The organism is Sphingomonas sp. JC676 (genome assembly GCF_014489075.1).
In the GTDB taxonomy this organism is placed as follows: domain Bacteria; phylum Pseudomonadota; class Alphaproteobacteria; order Sphingomonadales; family Sphingomonadaceae; genus Sphingomonas.
Window position 1 is genome coordinate 1,071,781 of sequence record NZ_JACTGR010000001.1, and the last position, 23,558, is coordinate 1,095,338.

Annotated in this window: 23 protein-coding genes; 8 read left to right on the forward strand and 15 right to left on the reverse strand. The window is 65.7% G+C overall.

Translation table 11 applies throughout. The features are described 5' to 3' along the window. Positions 1-3: 3 nt before the first annotated feature. The 11 genes from fabZ to rpsB form a co-directional block, all read right to left on the reverse strand. Entirely contained in the window at positions 4-480 is a 477-nt protein-coding gene (gene fabZ / locus IAG41_RS05085) for a 3-hydroxyacyl-ACP dehydratase FabZ (RefSeq protein WP_316251080.1), read from the reverse strand. Then, entirely contained in the window at positions 477-1,268 is a 792-nt protein-coding gene (locus tag IAG41_RS05090) for an OmpH family outer membrane protein (protein WP_187727448.1), read from the reverse strand. Before IAG41_RS05090 ends, fabZ begins: the two co-directional genes overlap by 4 nt. Continuing rightward, entirely contained in the window at positions 1,268-4,087 is a 2,820-nt protein-coding gene (gene bamA / locus IAG41_RS05095) for an outer membrane protein assembly factor BamA (protein ID WP_187727887.1), read from the reverse strand. The genes IAG41_RS05090 and bamA overlap by 1 nt, the downstream gene beginning before the upstream one ends. 68 nt (positions 4,088-4,155) lie before the next feature. Beyond that, positions 4,156-5,289, reverse strand: a complete 1,134-nt coding sequence (locus tag IAG41_RS05100) for a M50 family metallopeptidase (protein WP_187727449.1) — start codon at positions 5,287-5,289, stop codon at positions 4,156-4,158. Then, on the reverse strand, positions 5,286-6,443 hold the full coding sequence (gene dxr / locus IAG41_RS05105; RefSeq protein ID WP_187727450.1) for a 1-deoxy-D-xylulose-5-phosphate reductoisomerase: 1,158 nt from the start codon (positions 6,441-6,443) through the stop codon (positions 5,286-5,288). Before dxr ends, IAG41_RS05100 begins: the two co-directional genes overlap by 4 nt. Beyond that, the gene (locus IAG41_RS05110) at positions 6,440-7,213 is read right to left on the reverse strand and encodes a phosphatidate cytidylyltransferase (protein WP_187727451.1); all 774 of its coding nucleotides are present in this window, start codon (positions 7,211-7,213) and stop codon (positions 6,440-6,442) included. The genes dxr and IAG41_RS05110 overlap by 4 nt, the downstream gene beginning before the upstream one ends. Further along, positions 7,210-7,953 (reverse strand): isoprenyl transferase, encoded by a 744-nt coding sequence (locus IAG41_RS05115; RefSeq protein WP_410468063.1) that lies wholly within the window; start codon positions 7,951-7,953, stop codon positions 7,210-7,212. Before IAG41_RS05115 ends, IAG41_RS05110 begins: the two co-directional genes overlap by 4 nt. Next, positions 7,950-8,507 (reverse strand): ribosome recycling factor, encoded by a 558-nt coding sequence (gene frr / locus IAG41_RS05120; protein WP_187727452.1) that lies wholly within the window; start codon positions 8,505-8,507, stop codon positions 7,950-7,952. The genes IAG41_RS05115 and frr overlap by 4 nt, the downstream gene beginning before the upstream one ends. 12 nt (positions 8,508-8,519) lie before the next feature. Then, on the reverse strand, positions 8,520-9,251 hold the full coding sequence (gene pyrH, locus IAG41_RS05125) for a UMP kinase (protein ID WP_187727453.1): 732 nt from the start codon (positions 9,249-9,251) through the stop codon (positions 8,520-8,522). A gap of 187 nt (positions 9,252-9,438) precedes the next feature. Continuing rightward, positions 9,439-10,365: a translation elongation factor Ts gene (tsf, locus tag IAG41_RS05130; RefSeq protein WP_187727454.1), complete on the reverse strand. Its 927-nt coding sequence runs from the start codon at positions 10,363-10,365 to the stop codon at positions 9,439-9,441. 81 nt (positions 10,366-10,446) lie between these two features. Continuing rightward, positions 10,447-11,373, reverse strand: coding sequence for a 30S ribosomal protein S2 (gene rpsB, locus IAG41_RS05135; RefSeq protein ID WP_187727455.1), 927 nt, complete (start codon positions 11,371-11,373; stop codon positions 10,447-10,449). Between the two features lie 272 nt (positions 11,374-11,645). On the opposite strand from rpsB, the gene IAG41_RS05140 reads away from it, so the two are divergent. Then, on the forward strand, positions 11,646-11,858 hold the full coding sequence (locus IAG41_RS05140) for a hypothetical protein (RefSeq protein ID WP_187727456.1): 213 nt from the start codon (positions 11,646-11,648) through the stop codon (positions 11,856-11,858). Here IAG41_RS05140 and pssA read toward each other — a convergent pair. Genes pssA through IAG41_RS05155 form a run of 3 tightly spaced genes read right to left on the reverse strand, consistent with a single transcriptional unit; the run spans position 11,797 to position 14,266 of the window. Further along, complete coding sequence (gene pssA, locus IAG41_RS05145) at positions 11,797-12,588, reverse strand: CDP-diacylglycerol--serine O-phosphatidyltransferase (protein ID WP_187727457.1); 792 nt, start codon at positions 12,586-12,588, stop codon at positions 11,797-11,799. The two genes, IAG41_RS05140 and pssA, sit on opposite strands and share 62 nt — an antisense overlap. A 13-nt stretch (positions 12,589-12,601) precedes the next feature. Next, entirely contained in the window at positions 12,602-13,330 is a 729-nt protein-coding gene (locus tag IAG41_RS05150) for a phosphatidylserine decarboxylase (RefSeq protein ID WP_187727889.1), read from the reverse strand. Positions 13,331-13,372: 42 nt separating this feature from the next. Next, positions 13,373-14,266: an alpha/beta hydrolase gene (locus tag IAG41_RS05155; RefSeq protein WP_187727458.1), complete on the reverse strand. Its 894-nt coding sequence runs from the start codon at positions 14,264-14,266 to the stop codon at positions 13,373-13,375. Positions 14,267-14,289: 23 nt separating this feature from the next. Between IAG41_RS05155 and aac(6') the strand changes: the two genes are divergently transcribed. The 7 genes from aac(6') (at position 14,290) to IAG41_RS05190 (ending at position 20,838) form a co-directional block, all read left to right on the forward strand. Beyond that, positions 14,290-14,724: an aminoglycoside 6'-N-acetyltransferase gene (gene aac(6'), locus IAG41_RS05160; protein ID WP_187727459.1), complete on the forward strand. Its 435-nt coding sequence runs from the start codon at positions 14,290-14,292 to the stop codon at positions 14,722-14,724. A 117-nt stretch (positions 14,725-14,841) separates the two neighbouring features. After that, the gene (locus tag IAG41_RS05165; RefSeq protein ID WP_187727460.1) at positions 14,842-15,465 is read left to right on the forward strand and encodes a class I SAM-dependent methyltransferase; all 624 of its coding nucleotides are present in this window, start codon (positions 14,842-14,844) and stop codon (positions 15,463-15,465) included. 89 nt (positions 15,466-15,554) lie between these two features. Then, the gene (locus IAG41_RS05170; RefSeq protein WP_187727461.1) at positions 15,555-16,775 is read left to right on the forward strand and encodes an NADP-dependent isocitrate dehydrogenase; all 1,221 of its coding nucleotides are present in this window, start codon (positions 15,555-15,557) and stop codon (positions 16,773-16,775) included. A 101-nt stretch (positions 16,776-16,876) separates the two neighbouring features. Further along, a complete protein-coding gene (locus IAG41_RS05175; RefSeq protein ID WP_187727462.1) occupies positions 16,877-18,652 on the forward strand; it encodes a cation:proton antiporter in 1,776 nt (591 codons plus the stop codon). Positions 18,653-18,677: 25 nt separating this feature from the next. Then, positions 18,678-19,181: a hypothetical protein gene (locus tag IAG41_RS05180; RefSeq protein ID WP_187727463.1), complete on the forward strand. Its 504-nt coding sequence runs from the start codon at positions 18,678-18,680 to the stop codon at positions 19,179-19,181. An 18-nt stretch (positions 19,182-19,199) separates the two neighbouring features. Continuing rightward, a complete protein-coding gene (locus tag IAG41_RS05185) occupies positions 19,200-20,249 on the forward strand; it encodes an alpha/beta hydrolase-fold protein (protein WP_187727464.1) in 1,050 nt (349 codons plus the stop codon). Between the two features lie 97 nt (positions 20,250-20,346). Then, a complete protein-coding gene (locus IAG41_RS05190) occupies positions 20,347-20,838 on the forward strand; it encodes a hypothetical protein (protein WP_187727465.1) in 492 nt (163 codons plus the stop codon). Between the two features lie 34 nt (positions 20,839-20,872). On the opposite strand, the gene alaS is transcribed toward IAG41_RS05190, so the two are convergent. Beyond that, positions 20,873-23,524: an alanine--tRNA ligase gene (alaS, locus tag IAG41_RS05195; protein ID WP_187727466.1), complete on the reverse strand. Its 2,652-nt coding sequence runs from the start codon at positions 23,522-23,524 to the stop codon at positions 20,873-20,875. Positions 23,525-23,558: the final 34 nt, after the last annotated feature.

Consider the following 23,558-nt stretch of genomic DNA (forward strand, 5'->3'; position numbering starts at 1 on the left):
CGCTCACGCCGTGGGCGGATCCGCGATCATCGCGGTGAATTCACACTCGGTGGCGATTTCGCCGTTGAGCGTTGCCTTGCCGGCGAACTTGCAGACGCGCGAGCGCTTCTGGATGAACTCGACCTCGAGCTTCAGCAATACGCCCGGCTCGACGGGCTTGCGGAACTTCACGCCGTCGATCGACATGAAATAGACAAGCTTGCCCGAGCCGGCGAGGCCGAGGCTCTCGACTGCGAGCACGCCGGCCGCCTGGGCCAGCGCCTCGACCTGGAGCACCCCGGGCATGATCGGACGCCCGGGAAAGTGCCCCTGGAAGAATTGCTCGTTGATCGTCACCGCCTTGATCGCGACGATCGACTTGTCGAGGATCAGCTCCTCGACACGGTCGACCAGCAGCATCGGATAGCGATGCGGCAGCGCGGCCAGGACCCGCCCGATATCGAGCGGGCCGATGTTCGTGCCGCTGGCTTCCTCGCTCACCGCGGCTCGGCGGGCTTCGCGCCGGGCTTGGGTGCCGTCGGCGCCGGAGCGGCCGGACGGGTGCCGGCTGCGGCTGGGGCCGCGCCGGCCTGACCCTGCTGCGCACGCTGGGCGGCAGCCTGATAGGCGAGCATCTGATCGATCTGGGCGAGCTGCTGCTGCAGGTTCACCGTCTCGCGCGAGGGCTGCCAGTCGGCGGGCGGCTGAATCGAAACCGTCGGCGCGTTCTTGTCGAGGTCGGCAACGATCGCGTCGGTGATGTCCGCCGAATCGGGAGCGTAGAGAAACACCTCGGGCGAGAGCACGACGTTGACCTTCTTCGCGGTGACGACGCGAAGCTGCGCGGCATCATACTGGCGCAGAATCCCTTCGATCGCGAACAGCTGCGCGCGCGCCGCGGGATTGGTCAGCCTGGCGACATCGGCCTCGGCGGCATCCTGCGCGGCCTTGAACTTGTCGAGCGTCGGGCTCTTCGAAGCCTGCAGCGCGGCCTGCTCGGCCTGGTTCAGCTTTCCGTCCTTGTTGGTGTCGAACTGCGCCAGGAGCTGGGCCTGCATCGGCTCGAGCTCTTTCTGCAGCGCCGCGATGCGCGCCTCGCGCTGATCGAACGACGCCTTGTAGGTCGTCGAGATCTGCTGGCGCGCGCCGGTGAACGCCTTGGACTTGTAGACGACGGCGGACAGATTGGCGGTGGCGATGCCCGAAACCTGGGCATGGGCGGGAGCAGCGATGGCGAGCGCCGCGGGAGCGGCGAGCAGCGCCGCGAGAATACGCATCTTGGTAGTCATTAGAACTGAGTCCCTACGTTGAATGTGACAAGCTTGGTATCGTCGCCCTTTTCGTGGAGCAGCGCCTTGGCAACGTCGATGCGCAGCGGCCCGAAGGGCGAATTCCAGTTCACGCCGAAGCCGATCGACAGACGCGGCCGGGCGGAATCGCCCAGGAAGCGCTCGAAGAAGGGCGGGATGAAGTTGTTGACCGGGGAATTGATCGAAGTGCCCACGCACGTGGAAGGCGTCGCGCCGAAGCCGACCTTGCAGGGCGTGGCGGCCGCGAGACCGGTTGTCGGATCGATGCCACTATAAAGCTGATTGCCGGCGGCGTCCTTCAGGAAATTGTCCTGCTGTAACAATGTCGGCGAGCCATCCTGGTTGAACAGCGGCTTGCCCTGGCTGTCCGTGGCCTGTTTGAAGTCGATCGTCTTGCCCGGCCGCTTGATGCCGAACAGGCCACCCATCTGGACGAAGACCGAGGGACGCAGGCCCATTTCGGCCGCGCCCGCGCCCAGCGGGATCTCCAGTTCGGCCTTGCTCAGGTAATAGGCCGTGCCGCCGAGCGGGTCGTCAATGATCTGATCCTTGTCGGTGATCAGCAGCTGGGTGCCGGCGAGCGGATCGCCGGTATAGGCGATGCGCTGGACCCGCGGGCCGACGCCGCGGATGTCGAAGCCGCGGAACTGCGGTTCGCCCAGATAGAAGCGATCGGTGATGCGCACCGGATCGACCCCCGGGCCGCTGGCCTTTTCGAGGCTGTGGATATAGCCGCCCTCGGCCGAGAGCGAGAAGATGAAGCCGCCGCCGACGCTCCAATATTTGTCGGCGTCGACGCGGCCGCGCAGATAGCGGACGTCGCCGCCCAGGCCGGCGAAATCGCCGCCGACCGACAGACGTGTGCCACGCGTCGGGCGCAGTCGGCTGTTGAGGCTGTCATAGATCAGCGACAGGCCGACAAGCGAAGTCAGGCGATTGCCCAGCGCTTCGCAATAATAACGGCCGGCCTGGGTAGCATCGCAGGTGTCGCCAGGGCTGTTGCCGCGCACCCCGTCGCCATTGCTATCTGTGTAGAAGCTGCTCCTGTCGAGCGTCACATCGTCTTTCGACAGCGTATAGCGGCCCGACAGCGTCCAATATTCGGTGAGCGGCACGCCAGCGACGAGCTGGAAGCCGGTCGACACCTGGCTGTAGGTCGTGTTGCGATCGCCGAGACCGTTAAAATTGAACGCGTTATAGTCGCGGCGGAAGATCGTGCCGCCGAGCGCGATATTCTGGTCGAACAGATAGGGCTCGGTGAAGCCCAGCTCGACCGATTTCGAATAGCTCGAATAATCGACCGAGGCGCTGACCGTCTGGCCCTTGCCGCGGAAGTTGCGCTGGCGGATCGATGCCTGGAGGATGAAGCGCTCGAGGCTCGAGAAGCCCGCAGACAGCGTCAGCTCGCCGTTCGGTTTCTCCTCGACGTTCGCGGCCAGCACGATGCGGTCCGGCGCGGAGCCGTCCTTGCGCTCAATCTCGAACTTGTCCTGGAAATAGCCGAGCGAATTGATGCGGTCCTGCGAACGCTTGACCAGGAAGGTGTTGAACGCGTCGCCCTCGGCCACACGCATTTCGCGGCGGATGACCTTGTCCTGGGTCTGGCGGTTGCCGGTGATGTCGATCCGCTCGATATAGGTACGGTTCGCCTCGCCGATGCGGAAGTTCATCGACATGGTCAGCGTGTCCTTGTCACGCTGGAACTCGGGGCGGACATCGGCAAAGGCGTAGCCGAACAGGCCGGCGGTCTCGCTCAACTGCTCGACCGTGTCCTCGACGGCCTTGGCGTTGTACCAGTCGCCCTTCTTGATCGAGAGATGCTCTGCCAGCTTCTTGTCGTCGAAGTCTCGGATAGCGCTGTCGACGGTGACGTCGCCGAATTTATAGCGAGGACCCTCCTCCACCACATAGGTGATGATGAAGTCCTTCTTGTCCGGTGTCAGCTCGGCGACCGCGGAAATCACGCGGAAATCGGCGTAGCCGTTGGTCAGGTAGAACTGGCGCAGCTTCTGTTGGTCATAGGCCAGGCGATCCTGATCATAGCTCGTGTTCGAGCTCATGATGTGCATCAGGCTGGATGTCTTGGTCGCCATCTCGCCGCGCAGCTTGCCGTCGGAGAACACCTCGTTGCCGATAATGTTGATCTGGCGGACCTTGGACTTGGCGCCCTCGTGGATCTCGAAGATCACGTCGACGCGGTTCTGGTCCAAGCTGACCATCTTCGGCTCGACCGAAGCGGCGAAGCGACCCTGGCGACGATAGAGCTCGACGATGCGCGCGATATCGGCGCGAACCGCGGTGCGCGTGAAGATCTGGCGCGGCTTGAGCTTGATCTCCTTGTCGATCTTGTCCTGCTTCAGCCGCTTATTGCCTTCGAAGACGACGCGGTTGATCACCGGATTCTCGCGGATGCGGATCACCAGATCACCGGTCGAGACACCCTCGATGGCGACGTCAGCAAGCAGATCGGACGCGAGCAGGTCCTTGATCGCCTGGTCGACGGTCTCGTTGGTGTAGGTGTCACCGGCGCGCAGGCGGGTGTAGGACAACACCGTCTCCGGCTCGATGCGTTGCGAACCCTCAACGCGCAGCGAGCGAATCGTGCGGACCTGCTGCGGCGCCGTGACGGGTGCGGGAGCAGCGGGAGCAGGCGTGGCCTGAGCGGTGGGCGCGGTCGGGGGAGCCGTCTGGGGTGCGGGCGCAGTCTGCGCGCTCGCGATCCCCGAAAGGACCGTGCCCGCGAGAAGCGTCGCCGAAGCGCGCACGCCGAATTTCGTTGCCTTGATCGCAGTCACCATCCCACCCCAGTCGGAATCCAAATTAAGCCGTTCGGCTACTCGGCGCGCATCGCCCTGCCCGAACGTCATCAGCCGATCAACCCGGCCAGATTTCTCCACACGCCAAACGCGCCGAGATCGTTGAGCGTCACGAACAGCATCAGCGCCAGAATCGCCAATAAGCCGCCGCGGAACGCCCATTCCATTACCCGCGGCTCGACCGGACGACGCCGGATAGCCTCGACTGCGTAGAACAGCAGATGACCGCCATCCAGCACCGGGACTGGCAACAGGTTGATGAATCCGAGATTAATGGAGACCAGCGCAATCAGGTTGACCAGATAGATCGGCCCCATCGCCAGGCTCTCACCTGAAATCTGCGCTATCTTCAAGGGGCCGCCAAGCTCGCTGACTGCGATGCGGCCCATGATGATCTGGCCGAGCCCGTCGACCGTCGTCTCGACGATCTCCCAGGTCCGTCGCGCGCCGACCAAGGGCGCTTCCCACCAGCTTACCGGGGTGAACACCTGCGGCCCCGGCCCGATGCCGAGCACGCCGTGGCGCGACACGTTTCCGAAGCGATCCTTCTCCGCCAGCGTGCCGATCACGGTATCGGCATGCATGGTGCGACCGCCGCGCTCGAAATCCACCTGCACCGGAGCGCCCGCGCGCATCACGGTGAAGGTCCTGAGATCGTTGAAATCACCGATCACGCGACCGCCGAGCGCGGTGATCCTGTCGCCGGGCTGGAGACCGGCCGCAGCCGCGGCGCTGCCAGGCTGCACGCTGCCGACCACCGCGGACGTGGTGTTTTGCCCATAAGCGAGCGCGAAGCCCGCAAGGATCACGATGGCGACGAGGAAGTTCGAGATCGGGCCCGCGGCGACGATGATCGCGCGCTGCCAAAGCGGCTTCGACTGGAAGGTCTTGGCGCGCTCATGCGCCGGGAGCGAAAGCCATTCGGGCGAAGGCTGGCTGGCCGGATTCATGTCGCCGGCGAAGCGGACATAGCCGCCCAGCGGCAGCCAGCCGAACTTCCAGCGCGTGCCGCGGCGATCGGTGAAGCCCGCCACTTCGCGGCCGAAGCCGATCGAGAATTCCTCGGCCTTCACGCCGAACCAGCGTCCAGCGAGATAATGACCGAGCTCATGGAGGAAAACGAGCGGCCCGATCACCAGCGCGAACGCCAGTATGGTGAGCAGGATGCCGGGGGTTTCGATCAAACGACGCAATCCTTCACACGCTCGACCGCATAACGCCGTGCTTCCGCATCGATGGCCAGCACGGCATCAAGCGAGTCCGGGGCGGCCGGGTCATAGCGTTCGAGCGTATCGGCAGAGATTGCGGCAATTTCAAGAAAGTTGAGGCGGCCGGAAAGGAACGCCGCGACCGCGACCTCGTTGGCGGCATTGAGAATGGCTGGACGCGCCCCGCCCGCGTCCAGCGCCTCGCGCGCCAGGCGCAGCGCGGGGAAGCGAACGGGATCGGGTTCGGCGAAATCGAGCCGGCCCAAAGCGGCGAAATCGAGCGGCGGCATCGGCGTTTCCATCCGGTCCGGCCAGGCCAAAGTGTGCGCAATCGGGACACGCATGTCCGACGGACCGAGCTGGGCGAGGATCGATCCATCGACATATTCGACCATCGAATGGATCACCGACTGACGATGAACAATGATCTCGAGCGCGGCGTGCGCCACTGGGAACAGCCGGGCGGCCTCGATCAGCTCGAGCCCCTTGTTCATCATCGTCGCCGAATCGACCGAGATCTTGGCGCCCATCGTCCAATTGGGATGCGCCACCGCCTGTTCGGGCGTGACGCCGCGCATCGCGGCAAGGTCCCGGTCCCAAAACGGCCCGCCGCTGGCGGTGAGGATGATCCGCCGGACACGCTCGGGCCGGGCGAAATCGAAGCATTGGTAGATCGCGTTATGCTCGGAATCGGCGGGCAGCAGCGTCGCGCCATGCTGCGCAGCGGCGGCGAGGACGATCTCGCCGGCGGAGACGAGCGGCTCCTTGTTGGCGAGCACCACAGTGCCGCCACCTTCGAGCGCGGCCATGACGGGCGCGAGACCGGCGAGCCCGACGATCGCGGCCATCGTCCAGTCGGCCCCCATCCGGGCGGCTTCGCAGATTTCCTGGGCCCCTCCCCTCGCCTCGATGCCGCTTCCCGCCAGCGCGTCGCGGAGGTCGGCGAGGCAGCCGACATCGGCGACGACGGCGCGCCGGGCATTGGTACGGATCGCTGCGGCGGCGAGCTTGGCAACGTCGCAATTGGCGGTGAGCGCCAGCACTTCGAAGCGCTCAGGCTCACGCTCGATCAGGTCGAGCGTCGAGCCGCCCACCGAACCGGTGGCGCCCAATATGGTGACGGTCTTCATCGCGGCAGCGCCAGCACCAGCAGCGCAGCGATAGGCGCGACCGCGACCAGCCCGTCGAGCCGATCCATGACGCCGCCATGCCCGGGCAGCAGATTGCCCGAATCCTTCACGCCGGCGCGGCGCTTGAGATTGCTCTCGTAGAGATCGCCGAGCTGCGCGAGTATGGCGAGGCCGGGCGTGGCCACCGCGAGCAGGATCGGCAGGCCGCACAGCGCGACCAGGATATAGGCGAACACGGCAGCGGCAAGCAGCCCGCCGAGGAATCCCGCCCAAGTCTTGTTGGGGCTGATCGCCGGCGCGAGCTTGGGCCCACCGATCGCGCGGCCGGCGAAAAAGGCGCCGCTGTCGCAGGCCCACACCAACGCCATCGCCCAGAAGGTGAGCAACAGGCCCTGGGGCTGTTCGCGCAGCACCAGCAACGCCAACACCGGCAGCCCGACATAGAGCGCACCACCGGCAAGGCGGGGGTTTCGCGTCACGGCGGCAAGGAAGAAGGCGGCACCGACGATCAGGCCCAGCGCCAGGAAGCCGGGGCCGGCGGCGAGGCCGGGCGCCATGATCGCGAGCGGCACCGACAGGGCATATTGGGCAAGCCGCTTATGGCGTTCGTCGGCGCCCATCAGCATCGCCCATTCGCCGATCATCAATATGCCCGCGACGCTGAGCACCAGCCAGAAGCCGAGGCCACCGGCCCATAAAGCGACGAAAGCGAGGCCGATGAGTACGATGGCAACCACAAGGCGTGTGCCGAGATCGGAATTCTTGCTCACAAGCCTCCGAAACGACGCTGGCGGCGGCCGAACTGGTCGATCGCCTGCTCCAACGTTTCCTCGTCGAAATCGGGCCAGAGCGTATCGACGAACAGCAACTCGGCATAGGCCGCCTGCCAGAGCAGGAAATTCGACAGGCGCTGCTCCCCCGAAGTGCGGATCAGCAGGTCGAGCGGTGGCAGATCGGCCGTCTCCAGCGTCGCCTCGAACCGGGCCTCATCGATCGCGGCCGGATCGAGCGTGCCGTCGCGCGCCTGTTCGGCGAGGGTGCGCGCCGCGGCCAGTATCTCCGCCTGGGCGCCATAGTTGAGCGCGATCACCAAGGTCGGGCCGGGATTGTTCACGGTGCGGGCGATCGCGCCGTCGATCATCGCCACCAGATCGGGCGAGAGGCGGCGCCAATCGCCGATCACGCGCAGCTTCACGCCCTCGGAAACCAGCTCGTCGAGCTCGCTTCCCAGGAAGTGGCGCAGCAGCCCCATCAGGTCGCGCACCTCTTCTTCGGGGCGGCGCCAATTCTCCGACGAGAAAGCGTAGAGCGTCAGGACCTCGATGCCGAGCTTGCGCGCCGCGCGGCTGACCCGGCGCACGGCCTCGACGCCTTGCTTGTGGCCGGCAATGCGGGGCAGGAAGCGCGCCTTTGCCCAGCGACCATTGCCGTCCATGATGATGGCGACATGGCGCGGCGGCGGTGCCTGCGGCCCGCCGGACTTTCCCCGGGGCGCGGCAAGCGGCTTCACTTGCCCAGGATTTCCTTTTCCTTGGCCGAAGCGGCGGCGTCGAGCTCGGCGATCGTCGCGTCGGTCAGCTTCTGCACCTCGGTCTCGTGGCGCTTGCGCTCGTCCTCAGAGAAGACGCCCTTCTTCTCGTCGGCCTTGAGATTGTCGTTGCCGTCGCGGCGGACGTTGCGGACGGCGATACGGGCCTTTTCGGCATACTGGCCGGCGAGCTTGGCGAGCTCCTTTCGGCGCTCCTCGGTGAGGTCGGGGATCGGCAGGCGAAGCGTCTGGCCGTCGACGATCGGATTGAGGCCGAGGCCGGCCGACCGGATCGCCTTGTCGGCCGGGCCGACATTAGTCTTGTCCCATACCTGCACCGACAGCATGCGCGGCTCGGGCGCCGAGACGGTGGCGATGGTGTTGAGCGGCATCTGCGCGCCATACACCTCGACCGTCACCGGATCGAGCAGCGTCACCGATGCGCGGCCCGTACGCAGGCCCTGCAGATCGTGCTTGAGCGCCTCGACCGCGCCGGCCATGCGGCGCTCGAGGTCTGCCTTGTCATATGCGGCCATTGCCGGCTCCTCTTATGCGTATTGCTGTTCGTTCTGGACTATCGTCGAGGTGCCTTCGCCCCTGAGAACGGCGGCGAGATTGCCTTCGCCGCGAATGTTGAAGACGACGATCGGGATATTGTTGTCGCGGCACAGGGCCACGGCGGAAGCGTCCATCACCTTGAGATTATCTGCGAGGACGCGGTTGTAACTCAGCGTTTCGTAACGCTTCGCGGTCGGCACCACCTTCGGATCGGCGTCGTACACGCCGTCGACGCTGGTGCCCTTGAACAGGGCGTCGCAATTCATCTCGGCGGCGCGCAGCGCGGCGGTGGTGTCGGTGGTGAAGAACGGGAGGCCGGTGCCCGCGGCGAAGATCACGACGCGGCCCTTCTCCATGTGCCGCTCGGCGCGGCGGCGGATATAGGGCTCGCAGACCGACGCCATGGGGATCGCCGACTGGACACGCGTCTGCACGCCGATCTTTTCCATCGCATTCTGCATCGCCAGCGCGTTCATCACGGTGGCGAGCATGCCCATATAATCGGCGCTGGCGCGGTCAAAGCCCTGCGCCGCGCCGGCAAGGCCGCGGAAGATGTTGCCGCCGCCAACGACCATGCAGATCTCGAGACCGCTCTCCTTGGCGTCCTTCACCTCAGCCGCGACGCGGTCGCAGGTGGCCGGATCGATGCCGAACTGCCCCTGCCCCATCAGGACTTCGCCCGAGAGCTTGAGAAGGATGCGATTGAAGCGGGGAGAAGTCATCGGAACCTTGGGTTTGCAGCGGATAGCGGAGCGGCGCGGACCTTAGAGGCGGTGCGACGCGCGAACAAGCGGAGAAGCTGTGCAGAAGGCGCACCCGTTCCCGCCAGGGAAACGCTCCGGCGCGTGGAAACGACAGCGGGCGCGGCCACCGAGGTGATCGCGCCCGCCCTATCGGTCCGGGAAGACCTTACTTGGTGAGACCGGCGGTCGCGGCCACTTCGGCGGCGAAGTCGCTCTCTTCCTTCTCGATGCCTTCGCCGAGCTGGAAGCGGACATAGTCCTTCAGCACGATGGAGGTGCCGGCATCCTTCGCCACCTTGGCGACGACGTCCGCGATCGGGGTCTTGCCGTCCATCACGAAGAGCTGGCTGAGGAGCGCGTTCTCCTTGGCGAACTTCTTGACCGCGCCTTCGACCATCTTGGCGATGATGTCGGCCGGCTTGCCGCTCTCGGCCGCCTTTTCGGTCGCGATCTGACGCTCGCGCTCCAGCACGTCCTGGTCGAGGCCGGTATCGTCCAGCGCCAGCGGGAAGGCCGCGGCGATGTGCATCGCCAGCTGCTTGCCGAGGGGCTCGAGCACATCGACGCCGGCATCCGATTCGAGCGCGACGAGCACGCCGATCTTGCCTAGGCCCTGGGCCGCCGCATTGTGGACGTACGGGATCACCGCGCCCTGCGACACTTCGACCCGCTTGGCGCGGCGAAGAACCTGGTTCTCGCCGATCGTAGCGATGTTCGCGGTCAGCACCTGCTCGACGGTGCCGGTCGGCAGCGGAGCGGCCTTGAGCGCGTCGATATCGTCGCCGATCTCGAGAGCCATCGCGGTGACATCACGCACGAAGTTCTGGAAGATATCGTTCTTGGCGACGAAGTCGGTCTGCGAATTGACTTCGACGGCAACGCCCTTGGTACCGGCGACGGCAACGCCGACCAGACCCTCGGCCGCGGTGCGGCTCGACTTCTTGGCGGCGGCGGCGAGGCCCTTGGCACGCAGCCAGTCGGCGGCGGCTTCCATGTCGCCGTTGTTCTCGGTCAGCGCCTTCTTGCAATCCATCATGCCGGCGCCCGAGCGCTCGCGCAGTTCCTTGACAGAAGCGGCAGTGATCTCGGCCATATTCTATTCCTCAAATCAAAAGTCGGGCGGAGCAGTGCGTATCGCCCTGCCCCGCCCCGATTACGTGTTCGTGACGGCGCTTTACGCGTCGAGCTGGCGCTCTGCCTCGGCAGCGGCTTCCGCCTCATGCGAAGCGGCGGGAGCTTCGGGCTCCGCTGCGGGGGCCTCGGGCTCCGCTGCGGGAGCGGCGAACTCCTCCGCCGAGATCGAGATATCGGCAGGTGTCGTGTCTTCGGCAACCGAAGGCGATGCCTCGACGGTCAGCGCTTCCTCGACCGGCGGGCGCTCGGAGGCGCCGAAATCGATGCCGCTGCGCTGCATCGCGTCCTGGCCGCCACGGGTCGCTGCGATCGCCACCGCCTCGCAGTAGAGGCGGATCGCGCGGCTGGCGTCGTCGTTCGCCGGAACCGGGAAGGCGATGCCGTCCGGGCTGACGTTCGAATCGAGGATCGCGACGACGGGGATGCCGAGCGTGTTCGCTTCCTTGATCGCCAGCTCTTCCTTGTTGGCGTCGATCACGAACATGATGTCCGGGATGCCGCCCATGTCGCGGATGCCGCCGAGCGAAAGCTCGAGCTTGTCCTTCTCGCGGGTAAGCTGGAGCACTTCCTTCTTGGTGAGGCCGTGCGTGTCGCCCGAAAGCTGCTCTTCCAGAGCCTTGAGGCGCTTGATCGAGCCCGAGATGGTCTTCCAGTTGGTGAGCATGCCGCCCAGCCAGCGATGGTTGACGAAATGCTGGTTCGAACGGCGTGCGGCGTCGGCGATCGGCTCCTGCGCCTGGCGCTTGGTGCCGACGAACAGGACCTTGCCGCCCGAAGCGACGGTCGACGAGACGAATTCGAGCGCGCGCGCGAAGAGCGGCACGGTCTGCGAAAGGTCGATGATGTGAACGCCGTTGCGATCGCCGAAGATGTAGGGCTTCATCTTCGGGTTCCAGCGGTGAGTCTGGTGACCGAAGTGCGCGCCCGATTCGAGCAATTGCTGCATGGAGACGACAGGTGCCGCCATAGGGATAACTCCTTCCGGTTGATCCTCTGGGAAGCGGGAACCGAACAGCGTGTCCGGCACCGGGTTATGATGCTTCCCATGTGGGTTGAGGCGGCGCGCTTAATCGAAAGCGGCACGCGATGCAAGTGAACAAAAGTGAACAAACCCGCTTGACGATGGAACGTTAGCGGAACATAAAGGGTGCATAAAGCGGACACGGAACGTTCCGCAGCGCTAGCGGGTTGGAATCATTGAATTCTTGCCAGTTCCGGCGCGGTTTGGGAGCCAGAGTGATGAGTGCATTTGCTGTGATGCTGTTCGGCGCCGCGTTCCTGGCCGCAATCTGGACCCTGGTGGCGAGCGTCCGTCCGCAATTGCCGCGCTTCGCCGCGCTGCTGCGTCCTGCCTCCGCCCTGCCGGTGCTGCCGCCACGACTGAGTCGTGTCACGGTGCGCGCGGTTCCGGCGCGCCTGCCGAACCGGCTGCCGCTGCGCGCTGCTGCCTGATCCGGCGATAGCTGCGGACGCTGAACGGTATCGAGAAGAGATAGAGCGCAGCCATCACCGCCAGCGTCGGCCAGGGCGCCGAGACCAAGGCAGCGACGAACACCACCAGCACGGCAATTGCTTCGAAGCGCACATTCCTGCGCAGACGGATCGCGGGCGTGAACGTAGCGATGCTGGAGATCATCAGTATCGCAATGAACGTCGTCCAGATCGCCACGATGACCGGTAGGTGCAGAATCGGTTCTTCGGTGGAAAGCCACAGATAGAGCGGCGCCAGCGCCAGTGCCGCGCCGGCGGGCGCCGGGACACCCGTCAGGAAGCCGGCCGATTTGTGCGGCTGGTGCTCGCGGTCGATTTGCGCGTTGAAGCGCGCGAGGCGGAGCGCGCAGAACAGCGCATAGATCAATGCGACCAGCCAGCCGAAGCGGCCGAGAGTCTCGAGCGACCAGAGATAGAGGATCAGCGCCGGCGCGACGCCGAACGAGATCGCATCGGACAGGCTGTCGAGCTCGGCGCCGAAGCGGCTTTCGGCGCGGACCAGCCGGGCGATTCGGCCGTCGATGCCGTCGAGCACCGCTGCGGCGAGCACCATCAGCACTGCCGCTTCCCAATTCTCGAGGATCGCGAAGCGAATCGCGGTGAGGCCCGAACAGAGCGCCAGCGCGGTCACCGTGTTGGGCACGACCGCGCGCAGCGGTATGCCCCGCTCGCGGCGCGGCCGGATGCTCATGGGTTCCGAAGGCTCATTGGGCGACGCCAGCGACGTTCGGTGCGCCCTTGCGCGCCAGCACGGTCTCGCCCGCCACCGCGCGCTGACCGAGCGCGACCTGGCAGCCATAGGTTTCGGGCAGGAACACATCGAGCCGGCTGCCGAAGCGGATCAGGCCGACGCGCTGCCCCGCGACGATCATGTCGCCGGGCTTGACGAAGCTGACGATGCGCCGCGCGACGAGTCCGGCGATCTGGGTGAAGCCGACGCGCAGGCCATTACGGTCCTCGACCAGAATGTGCTGGCGCTCATTCTCCTCGCTCGCCTTGTCGAAATCGGCGTTCATGAACTTGCCGGAAATATAGATGACGTGGCGCACCGTGCCGGTGATCGGCGTTCGGTTCACATGCACGTCGAACACGCTCATGAAGATCGAGACGCGGATCATCGGCTGATCGCCCAGAGCCTGAGACCCCGTGAGCTCGGGCGGCAGCGGCACACGCTCGATCATCGTGACGAGGCCGTCGGCAGGCGCGACGATGAGTCCCTCGCCCTGCGGCGTGACGCGCACCGGATCGCGGAAGAACGCCGCGACGCAGATCGTCAGGAACACCAGCGGCCAGGTGATGAAATCCCAAATGAACAGGCTGGCCAGCGCGATCGCGCCGGCGATCAGCACATATTTGCGCCCTTCGGGGTGGATGTCGGGAAAACGCCATTTCACCGTCGAGGTACCGACAGGAGGCTTATCGAGCGATGCCATGGCGTGCGGTCTAGCCATGCGACCCCGTCAATACAATGCGGGTTAAGGGTTACCGATCGATCGGCGGAGGAAAGCGAGCACCCTGGCACGATACAGATCGCTGGTGAGCCCCGAGACCCGGCGATGATCGAGCCCGTCGACGATCCACAAGGCACGCGGTCCCGGCGCAGCCTCGAACAGCTCGCGGGTTTCGTTCGGCGGCGTGTAGCGATCGGCTCCGCCGCCGATGACGAACACCGGGCCATGATAGCGGCGCAGCGCGGCCAGCGGCGCGATGCGTGACGGCCATTCACCATAGCGCGGCAACGCCTGCAGACTGAGCAGTGGCTCAAGCAGCCATGCCGGCCCGGATCCCGTCTGCGCCGCGAGGCGATTGCGGATCGCGCGGCGAATGTCCGGGTACACCGCCTGGAGGATCAGCGCATTGGCCGCCAGCGGATCCTGCGATCCGAGCAGTGCCGCCGCCCCGCCCAGCGATACGCCGATCACTGCGACGGGCGCGCCGCCCTGGCGGCGCTTCAGCCAGGCCAGCGCCGCCGCCACGTCCGCGCTCTCGCGTAGGCCGAAGCTGTGCGGCGTGGCGGTCGATTCGCCGTGCCCGCGAAAGTCGATCGTCAGCGCGGCATAGCCCTCGGCCGCCAGCCAGGCCGCGTTCGCCGCCATCATCGCGCGCGATGCGCCGTTGCCGTGGAGCAGCAGGACCGCCGGCGCCTGTGCGGTCCTGCCCGGCCAATAGCTCGCCGCGAGCGTCACGTCGTCCGTCGAGACGATCTTCAGATCCTGCGCCGGCGGGCGGGCGGGAGCGACCAGCGAGGGCGTCGCTTCCACCATCACGCTTCCCGCGAACCAGGAAAGCGCGAGGCCGAGCGCGAGCAAGGCGAGCACCAGCCAGAGGAATACTCGCCTGTTTCGCCTTCCGGCATCGTTGCGCGTCATCGGCGCCAGGCTACACTGTGCCGATGGATATCCAAGTCTGCACCCTTGGCGATCTCGACGATTGGGCGACGCTGCGGCGCGCCTTATGGCCCGATGAGGATCGCCTGCGCGCCGGCGCCGAGGCGATGCTGGCCGAGGATGACAAGCTCGCGATGCTCTGCCGTTCCGATACCGGCGAGGCTCTGGGGTTCGCGGAGGCATCGATCCGGCGCGACTATGTCAATGGCTGCGACACCTCGCCGGTCGCATTCCTCGAGGGCATCTATGTCGCGCCCGGCCATCGCCAGCGCGGCATCGCCCGCGCGCTTGCCGAGCGCGTCGCCATCTGGGCACGCGGGTTCGGCTGCGCCGAATTCGCCTCCGATGCGTTGATCGAGAACGAGGCGAGCCATGCGTTTCACGCCGCGATCGGCTTCGCGGAAACCGAGCGCGTCGTCTATTTCCGGCGCGCTCTCTGACGCTGACGAACGGGCATTCGCCCCTCGTCCCGTCGCAACATGCAACCGCTGCGCTTGCATGTTCGTTGGTTTTTGCGCAGGCGCTGTCGCCGTATTGTAACAGTTTGAAGGACTCCCATGCCCGCATCGTCCGCAGCCGCGAAGCGACGTGACCGCAGCAGCCGCCGTGACGCCGGTATCCCCTCGCCCTGGAAGATGTTCCTCAAGGGCTTCTTCAAGAACCCGGTGATGGTGGGCGCGATCGCGCCTTCTTCGGGGAGGACCATCCGCAAGACGCTGGCGCCGGTGGACTGGAGCAATTGCAAGCTGTTCGTCGAATATGGCCCGGGTGTGGGCACCTTCACCCAGCCGATCCTCGATCGGCTGGCGCCCGACGGCAAGCTGGTGGTGATCGACACCAACCCCGATTTCATCCGCTATCTGAAGCACACGATCACCGATTCACGCCTCTTCCCGGTGCTGGGCTCGGCGGCCGACGTGCAGCAGATCATCCGCGATCACGGCTTCGAAAAGGCCGATTACATCGCCTCAGGCCTTCCCTTCTCGACGCTGCCGCCCGGTATCGGTGATGCCATCGTCGAGGCGACCCACGAGGTGCTGCGCCGGAACGGCGCCTTCCTCGTCTACCAGTATAATCCGGCGGTGAAGAACTTCCTCAGCCCCCATTTCGAGCATATCGATCACGACATGGAATGGCTTAACATCCCGCCCGCCCAGATCTGGACCTGCTGGAAGGACTGAAGGGGGACTCTCTGCGCGGCCGGTGTTGATCCCCGGCCGCCATGCTCCTAGACGCTCGCCAAACCCTCCCTTTTCAGGAAAGCGAGCACATGGCGAAGATCAAGGTTGCAACGCCGGTCGTCGAGATCGACGGCGACGAAATGACGCGGATCATCTGGCAGTGGATCCGCGAGCGACTGATCCAGCCCTATCTCGATATCGACCTCAAATATTACGACCTCTCGATCGAGAATCGCGACGCGACCGACGATCAGGTCACGATCGATTCGGCCAAGGCGATCCAGCAATACGGCGTCGGCGTGAAGTGCGCGACGATCACGCCGGACGAGGCCCGCGTCGAGGAGTTCGGCCTCAAGAAGATGTGGAAGTCGCCGAACGGCACGATCCGCAACATCCTGGGCGGCGTCGTCTTCCGCGAGCCGATCGTAATCAAGAACGTTCCCCGCCTGGTTCCGGGCTGGACCGATCCGATCGTCGTCGGCCGTCACGCATTCGGCGACCAGTATCGCGCGACCGATTTCAAGGTGCCGGGCGCCGGCAAGCTGACCATGAAGTGGGTCGGCACCGACGGCCAGGAGCTCGAATTCGACGTGTTCGACTTCCCCAGCGCCGGCGTCGCGATGGGCATGTACAATCTCGACCAGTCGATCCGCGACTTCGCCCATGCGAGCATGAACTACGCGCTCAACCGCGGCTGGCCACTGTATCTCTCAACCAAGAACACGATCCTCAAGGCCTATGACGGCCGCTTCAAGGACCTGTTCCAGGAAGTGTTCGACGCCGAATTCGCCGACAAGTTCAAGGCGAAGGGCATCATCTACGAGCATCGCCTGATCGACGACATGGTCGCATCGGCGCTCAAGTGGAGCGGCAAGTTCGTCTGGGCCTGCAAGAATTACGACGGCGACGTCCAGTCGGACACCGTCGCGCAGGGCTTCGGCTCGCTCGGCCTGATGACATCGGTCCTGCTCTCGCCGGACGGCAAGACCGTCGAGGCCGAGGCGGCGCACGGCACCGTCACCCGCCACTATCGCATGCACCAGCAGGGCAAGGCGACCTCGACCAATCCGATCGCTTCGATCTTCGCCTGGACCCAGGGCCTGTCGTTCCGCGGCAAGTTCGACAACACGCCGGACGTCACCAAGTTCGCCGAGACGCTCGAGCGCGTCTGCATCGAGACCGTCGAGAGCGGCAAGATGACCAAGGACCTGGCGCTGCTGATCGGCCCGGACCAGGCCTGGATGACCACCGAGCAGTTCTTCGAGGCGATCCGCGTCAATCTCGAAACGGCGATGGCCGACTGGAACTAAACACAAGCCTTTGCCCGTCATCCCGCGCGAAAAGCCGGGTGACGGGCAAATAGTTCGAGCGTGACGGTGACAGCGCGGCATCGAGCCGCCAAAGTGTCCCCATGCTCAATCTCACCAATAGCGGTTTCAGTGATGCCCTTGTGATCCTGGGCGCGGCGGGACTGGTGATCCCCGCCTTTGCGCGCTTCCGGATCAGCCCGGTGATCGGATTCATCCTGGTCGGCGCGCTGGTCGGTCCGTTCGGGCTCGGCGCGCTGATCAAGAGCCAGCCCTGGCTCTATTATCTTACCATCTCCGATCCGCATTCGATCGAACCCTTTGCCGAATTCGGCATCATCCTGTTGCTGTTCTCGATCGGGCTGGAGCTGTCGTTCAAACGGCTCTGGACGATGCGGACGCTCGTCTTCGGTGTCGGCGCCGCCGAATTGATCGGATCGGGCGCGATCCTGGCACTGGTGCTCTATCTGACCGGGTTCAGCACCGGCGGCGCGATCGGGCTGGGCCTGGCATTGGCGCTCTCGTCGACCGCGCTGGTGATCCCGATTGCCGGCACGACCAGCGCGGTGGGCCGCGCGGCGTTCGCGATGCTGCTGTTCGAGGATCTGGCGCTGGTGCCGATCATCTTCGGGCTCGGCGCGCTGGCGCCCGCCGCCGCCGATGCAGGGTGGATCAGCCTTGTCCGAACGCTCGTCATCGGGCTGGTGACGATCGCGATCCTGTTCCTGGGCGGGCGGATGCTGCTCCCGCGCATGTTCTCGCAGGCGGCGCGGACCAAGAGCCCCGAGCTGTTCCTCGCGGCGAGCCTGCTCGCGGTGATCGTCGCCAGCCTGGCGACCAGTGCCGCGGGCCTGTCGCCCATCGTCGGCGCGCTCATCGCGGGGCTGCTGATCGCCGAAACCGAATATCATGGCGAGGTCGAGGCGATCACCGCGCCGTTCAAGGGGCTCGCGCTCGGTGTGTTCCTGATCACCGTCGGCATGCGGCTCGATCTGGGCTTCGTGCTCGCCAACTGGGCGGCGCTGCTGGGGGCGACCATGCTCGTGATGCTCGTCAAGGCGGGTGTGACGATGGCGCTGCTCAAGCTCTCGGGCTCGCGCATGGGCACTTCGGCCGAGGCCGGCATCCTGATGGCGAGCCCGTCCGAGACGACTCTGATCGTGCTCGGCGTCGCCGGCGCGGCCGGGCTGATCCTGCCGGCCACCGTCTCCTTCTGGACGACGGTGACTGCGATCGGCCTGACGCTGACCCCTGTGCTCGCCAAGATCGGCCAGTTCATCTCGCGGATGATCGAGCGACGCGAGGCCGGCGAGGCGCCGCAGGCGGTGATCGACGCGGCGGGGCCGGGCACGGTGGTGCTAGGCTTCGGGCGCGTCGGACGCACCGTTGCCGACATGCTGAAGCGGCACGGTTTGCCCTATATCGGCGTCGATGCCGATGTCGACAACGTCAACGCCGCGCGGAAGGAAGGCTATTCGGTCCTGTTCGGCGACGTCACGCGCAGCGAATTGGTCGACGCGCTGAACTTGGGCCACGCCAAGGCACTGATCCTGACGATGGACGATCCGGTGCTCACCGTCCGGCTGACGCGGCGCGTGCGCGGCTGGGTGCCCGATCTGCCGATCATCACGCGCGCGCGCGATGCGAGCCATGCTGCCGAGCTCTACAAGGCGGGTGCGACCGATGCCGTGCCCGAAACGCTGGAAAGCTCGCTGCAATTGTCCGAGGCTCTGCTGGTCGATCTCGGCATCGCGGTGGGGCCGGTGATCGCGTCGATCCACGAGGAACGCGACAAGATGCGCAAGGCGATCAAGGAAGCCGTGGGCATGGAACGCGAGCCGCGGCTCCGCCGCGTGCGCAGGAACGAAGCCACCGGTTGAACCGATTCTCCAGGGAGACTGCACGATGTTTGGAGCTCTACTTCTCCTCGCTGCCAGCCAGGCCGCCGATCCGCTGGCAGAGGCGCGCGCCGGCAAATATCAGTGCGTGGTGCCGAACGAGGAGAAAAGGACCTGCCTCGGCACGACCAGCTACAAGGTCACCGGCAACACCTATGAGTCGACGACCAGGATATTCCTCGCTCCCACACCGCCGATCACCATGGAGCTGCACACCACGGGTGCGGCCAAGGACGGCAAGCTATGCGAGACGGTGAGGCTGACCGACTTCCAGGGCGCGATCGTCCTCCTGAACAATGCTCCGGCCGACGAGGCAACCTCGAACGCGGTGAAGAGCCAGCTCACCGGTGCAGTCGCGGCACTGGACGGCAAGATGGCCTGCTCCACGATCAAGCCCGCGGAGAACGGCCAGCTGTTCAACGAAGTCGCGATCGACGGCACCGTGCGCCCTGATCTCAGCCAGAAGTTCATCTGGGTGAAGCCCGAGGATGGCTACACGCTGGGGCAGTAACGCACAGGGAGAACGACGATGCGGAACCGATTCGCGCTGGCGATCGCTGCGCTACTGCTGACACAAACCCAGCCGGCGGCGGCGAGCCAGGTCGTCACGACGACGATCGAGGCGAAGAGCCTGGCGGGCAACGGTATCGGCATCCCCACTGCGCGGCGGATCAGCGTGTACCTGCCCGACGGCTATGAGACGCCAGGCCGGCGCTTCCCGGTGGTCTATTATCTCCCGGCCTTTTTCGAGGACCACACCGCGCCCTTTGCAAATCATGGTGCGCAGGCGGTACTCGACGCGGCGATCCGCGATCGGGTGATACCGCCAATGATCCTGGTCTCGGCCGATTATGGCACGCCGATGGGCGGGAGTTGGTTCGTCAATTCGCCGGTTACCGGCAACTGGGAGGACTTCGTGGTTCGCGAAGTCGTGCCGCATGTGGATGCTAAGTATCGCACCCTGCCCCGCGCCGAATCGCGCGGCGTGGCCGGCGACCGGATGGGCGGGTATGGCGCTATCCGCTTCGGGATGACGCACCCCGATGTGTTCGGATCGGTCTACGCGCTACACCCGATCGGCACCGGCACCGGCCTTCAGACCATGCTGTCGCGTCCTAACTGGGAGGTGCTCGCCAGCGCCAAGTCGCTCGACGACCTGAAGGGTGATGGTTTCTCGCTGATCTTCACGTCGATCTTCCAGGCACATCTGCCCAATCCAGCGCGCGCGCCGCTGTATTTCGATCCGCCGGCACGGCGTGTTGACGGGCAGTTGGTGATCGATCCGGCGGTCACCGAGCGCCTGCACGGCCAGTTCCTGCTTGCTCGGCTCGTGCCTGGTCATGCGGCGAACCTGCGCAAGCTGCGTGGACTCAAGTTCGATTGGGCGCGGGGTGACACCAACCAGGACCATATCTATTCGAACCAGGCGTTCACGCATGTGCTCGACGAGTTCGGCGTGCCCTATGAGGCGGAGGAGTATCGCGGCGGATGGGGCGAGCGGCACTGGACGCCCGACGGCCGCGTAGCGACCGACATGCTCCCCTTCTTCGCACGATACCTCGTCTTCGAGACACCGTGACGTGCCACGATTGCAGTCCGTTCAGACAACGCAGCCCGTTCACCGAAGCGTAACCCCTGGACCATAGGTAGGCCCCCGATCTTCTGGGGGCCAACCTATGCCGTTCATGCTTCCGTTCCTGTTGCAGACCGCCCCCGAGTCGCCGCGCTCACCACCGGCGCCTCCGATGGCAACGCCCTACATGGCGCCGCGTATCTCTACGGCCCCGGCAGAGCGGTTCACGGTCGATGTCGAGGTCCGCGGCTCGAGCGAGATCCTGTGGAGCGGGCCGTTGCGGGTCGCGACCAATCAAAGCACCAGCATCCGCCGTGATCGCTCCGAACCGGCCGCGACCCCATGCCCCGACGAGGGTTATGTTGGCGGATCCGAACAGACCAACCTGTCCGTGCAACTAAACGCGCAGCGCACGCGGGAGGACGCGACGTTGGTGCGCGTCACCGTGCGCTGGGCTCGGCCCGCGCCGGGCCGCTGCGGATCACGCGGAAGTGCACGGACCGTGGAGCTCAACGACACGGTGGAGCTCCCTCGTGGTGAATGGGTAACCCTGCGCGGCGATGGCAACCTGGAATTGCGTCTGCGCCGGCAATAACGGAAGCTATTGCTCGACCGATGCCGTCGGGTGCTCAGGCCGCAGCCTTGGCCTGTTCCAGTGCGCCTTTTACGGCGTCCAGCGCCTCGGCGCCCTTGCCGCCATCGGGTCCGCCGCCCTGTGCCATATCGGGACGACCGCCGCCGCCCTGCCCGCCGAGCACCGCGACCGCGGTCTTGACCAGATCGACCGCGCTCAGCCCCAGCCCGTCGCTGACGCCCACCGCGACCGAGGCGCGACCTTCGTTGACCGCGACCAAAGCGACCACCCCGGTGCCGATCCGCGCCTTGGCCTCGTCCACCGCGCCGCGCAGTGCCTTGGGATCGAGCCCGTCGAGCACCTGGCCGACAAAGTTGATGCCGCCCACCTGCTCCGGACCTGCCGGAGTCGCGGCACCGCCGCCGCCCAACGCGAGCGCCTTCTTGGCATCGGCCAGCTCGCGTTCGAGCCGGCGGCGATCCTCCATCAGCGCGGCTACACGCGCCGGCACTTCGTCGGGCGATGACTTGAGCGTCGCGGCCGCCTCGCGCAGCCGCTCGTCACGAGCGTTGAGCCATTGCCGCGCCGCCTCGCCGGTCAGCGCCTCGATGCGGCGGATGCCCGAGGAGACGGCGCTTTCGGAGATGATCTTGAAGATAGCGATGTCGCCAGTCGCGTTGACATGGGTGCCGCCGCACAATTCGACCGAATAATGCGCATCGTCGCCCCGGCCCATCGATAGCACGCGGACCTCGTCGCCATATTTCTCGCCGAACAGCGCCATCGCGCCCGCGGCGATCGCGTCCTCGGGCGTCATCAGCCGCGTGCCGACCGACTCGTTGTGGCGGATCTGGGCGTTCACGTCGGCCTCGATATCGGCGATCTCCTGCGGCGAGAGCGCCGAAGGGTGCGAGAAATCGAAGCGCAGACGATCGGGCGCGACGAGACTGCCCTTTTGAGAAACGTGCCCGCCGAGCCGGTTGCGAAGCGCGGCGTGCAACAGGTGGGTGGCCGAGTGATTGGCGCGGATGCGATCGCGGCGTTCGGCATCGACCGAGAGATGCACCGAATCGCCCGTCGTGAGCTCGCCGCTTTCGATCCGGGCCTGGTGCGCGTGCAGACGGCCGAGCGGCTTGGAAGTATCTTCCACCACCGCCTTCACAGTGTCGCTGGTGATCGTGCCGGCATCGCCCATCTGGCCGCCCGATTCGCCGTAGAAGGGCGACTGGTTGGTGAGAATGGTGACATTGTCCCCTGCGCCGGCCTTTTCGACGCGTGCGCCGTCCTTGATGATCGCGACCACCTGGCCCTCGCCTTCGGTCGCGCCGTACCCGGTGAATTCGGTGCCGCCGAGCTCGTCGGCGATATCGTACCACAGCTCTTCGCTCGCCTTATCGCCCGAGCCCTTCCACGCGGCACGGGCGGCGCGCTTCTGCTCGGCCATGGCGATGTCGAAGCCCGCGCGGTCAACGCCGATACCGTTGGCGCGCAGCGCGTCCTCGGTCAGGTCATAGGGGAAACCGAACGTGTCATAGAGCTTGAACGCGGTCTCACCGGGAAGCGTATCGCCCGCCATCAGCCCGTGCGTGGCCTCGTCGAGCAGCCGCAGGCCGTTCGCGAGCGTCTGGCGGAAGCGCGTCTCCTCCTGGAGCAAGGTCGCCTCGATCAGCGGTTGCGCGCGGACCAGTTCGGGAAAAGCGGCGCCCATCTCGGCGACCAAGCTGGGCACCATGCGGTACATCAGCGGGTCCTTGGCACCGAGCAGGTGCGCATGGCGCATCGCGCGGCGCATGATGCGACGGAGTACATAGCCGCGCCCTTCATTGGCCGGCAACACGCCGTCGGCGACGAGGAAGCCGGAGGCGCGCAGGTGATCGGCGATCACGCGGTGGCTCGCCTGGTTCTCACCCGTGGTCGAGGCGCCGGTCAGCGCGCCGCTCTCGGCGATCAGCGCCTTGAACGTGTCGGTATCGTAATTGTCGTGGACGCCCTGGAGCACTGCGGCGATACGTTCGAGCCCCATGCCGGTATCGATCGAGGGACGCGGCAGATCGCCGACGATGACATCGGCTTCCTGCAGGAACTGCATGAAGACCAGATTCCAGATCTCGACGAAGCGATCGCCATCTTCCTCAGGCGATCCCGGCGGGCCGCCCCAGATATGGTCGCCATGATCGTAGAAGATCTCGGAGCAGGGCCCGCAGGGCCCGTCGGCGCCCATCGCCCAGAAATTGTCCTTGGTGGCGATGCGGATAATGCGGCTCTCGGGCAGGCCGGCGATCTTCTTCCACAGGTCGAACGCCTGATCGTCGGTGTGATAGACCGTGACGGTGAGTTTGTGCTCAGGGATGCCCCAGACCTTGGTCAGCAGGGCCCAGGCGTGGGTGATCGCCTGTTCCTTGAAATAATCGCCGAACGAGAAATTGCCGAGCATCTCGAAGAAAGTGTGGTGGCGCGCGGTGTAGCCGACATTGTCGAGATCATTGTGCTTGCCGCCGGCGCGGACGCACTTCTGGCTGCTCGTCGCGGTCGAATAAGGGCGCGTCTCGAGGCCGGTGAAGACGTTCTTGAACGGCACCATGCCCGCGTTCACGAACATCAGCGTCGGATCGTTGTGCGGCACCAGCGGGGCGCTGGGCACGCGGGCATGCCCCTGGCCTTCGAAATAGTCGAGGAAGCTGCGGCGGATATCGTTCGTGGACGTCATGCGTGCGACTTAAGGGCGCAGAGCGCTTCGCTCA

Excerpts from the sequence above, each read along its gene's own strand:
- bamA (WP_187727887.1), bottom strand. The coding sequence starts at position 4,087 with ATGGTGACTGCGATCAAGGCAACGAAATTCGGCGTGCGCGCTTCGGCG.
- IAG41_RS05180 (WP_187727463.1), top strand. The coding sequence starts at position 18,678 with ATGTTTGGAGCTCTACTTCTCCTCGCTGCCAGCCAGGCCGCCGATCCG.
- IAG41_RS05140 (WP_187727456.1), top strand. The coding sequence starts at position 11,646 with ATGAGTGCATTTGCTGTGATGCTGTTCGGCGCCGCGTTCCTGGCCGCA.
- IAG41_RS05190 (WP_187727465.1), top strand. The coding sequence starts at position 20,347 with ATGCCGTTCATGCTTCCGTTCCTGTTGCAGACCGCCCCCGAGTCGCCG.
- IAG41_RS05150 (WP_187727889.1), bottom strand. The coding sequence starts at position 13,330 with ATGGCATCGCTCGATAAGCCTCCTGTCGGTACCTCGACGGTGAAATGG.
- IAG41_RS05170 (WP_187727461.1), top strand. The coding sequence starts at position 15,555 with ATGGCGAAGATCAAGGTTGCAACGCCGGTCGTCGAGATCGACGGCGAC.
- frr (WP_187727452.1), bottom strand. The coding sequence starts at position 8,507 with ATGGCCGCATATGACAAGGCAGACCTCGAGCGCCGCATGGCCGGCGCG.
- rpsB (WP_187727455.1), bottom strand. The coding sequence starts at position 11,373 with ATGGCGGCACCTGTCGTCTCCATGCAGCAATTGCTCGAATCGGGCGCG.
- tsf (WP_187727454.1), bottom strand. The coding sequence starts at position 10,365 with ATGGCCGAGATCACTGCCGCTTCTGTCAAGGAACTGCGCGAGCGCTCG.
- IAG41_RS05175 (WP_187727462.1), top strand. The coding sequence starts at position 16,877 with ATGCTCAATCTCACCAATAGCGGTTTCAGTGATGCCCTTGTGATCCTG.
- IAG41_RS05185 (WP_187727464.1), top strand. The coding sequence starts at position 19,200 with ATGCGGAACCGATTCGCGCTGGCGATCGCTGCGCTACTGCTGACACAA.
- IAG41_RS05165 (WP_187727460.1), top strand. The coding sequence starts at position 14,842 with ATGCCCGCATCGTCCGCAGCCGCGAAGCGACGTGACCGCAGCAGCCGC.
- pssA (WP_187727457.1), bottom strand. The coding sequence starts at position 12,588 with ATGAGCATCCGGCCGCGCCGCGAGCGGGGCATACCGCTGCGCGCGGTC.
- pyrH (WP_187727453.1), bottom strand. The coding sequence starts at position 9,251 with ATGACTTCTCCCCGCTTCAATCGCATCCTTCTCAAGCTCTCGGGCGAA.
- alaS (WP_187727466.1), bottom strand. The coding sequence starts at position 23,524 with ATGACGTCCACGAACGATATCCGCCGCAGCTTCCTCGACTATTTCGAA.
- dxr (WP_187727450.1), bottom strand. The coding sequence starts at position 6,443 with ATGAAGACCGTCACCATATTGGGCGCCACCGGTTCGGTGGGCGGCTCG.
- IAG41_RS05155 (WP_187727458.1), bottom strand. The coding sequence starts at position 14,266 with ATGACGCGCAACGATGCCGGAAGGCGAAACAGGCGAGTATTCCTCTGG.
- IAG41_RS05090 (WP_187727448.1), bottom strand. The coding sequence starts at position 1,268 with ATGACTACCAAGATGCGTATTCTCGCGGCGCTGCTCGCCGCTCCCGCG.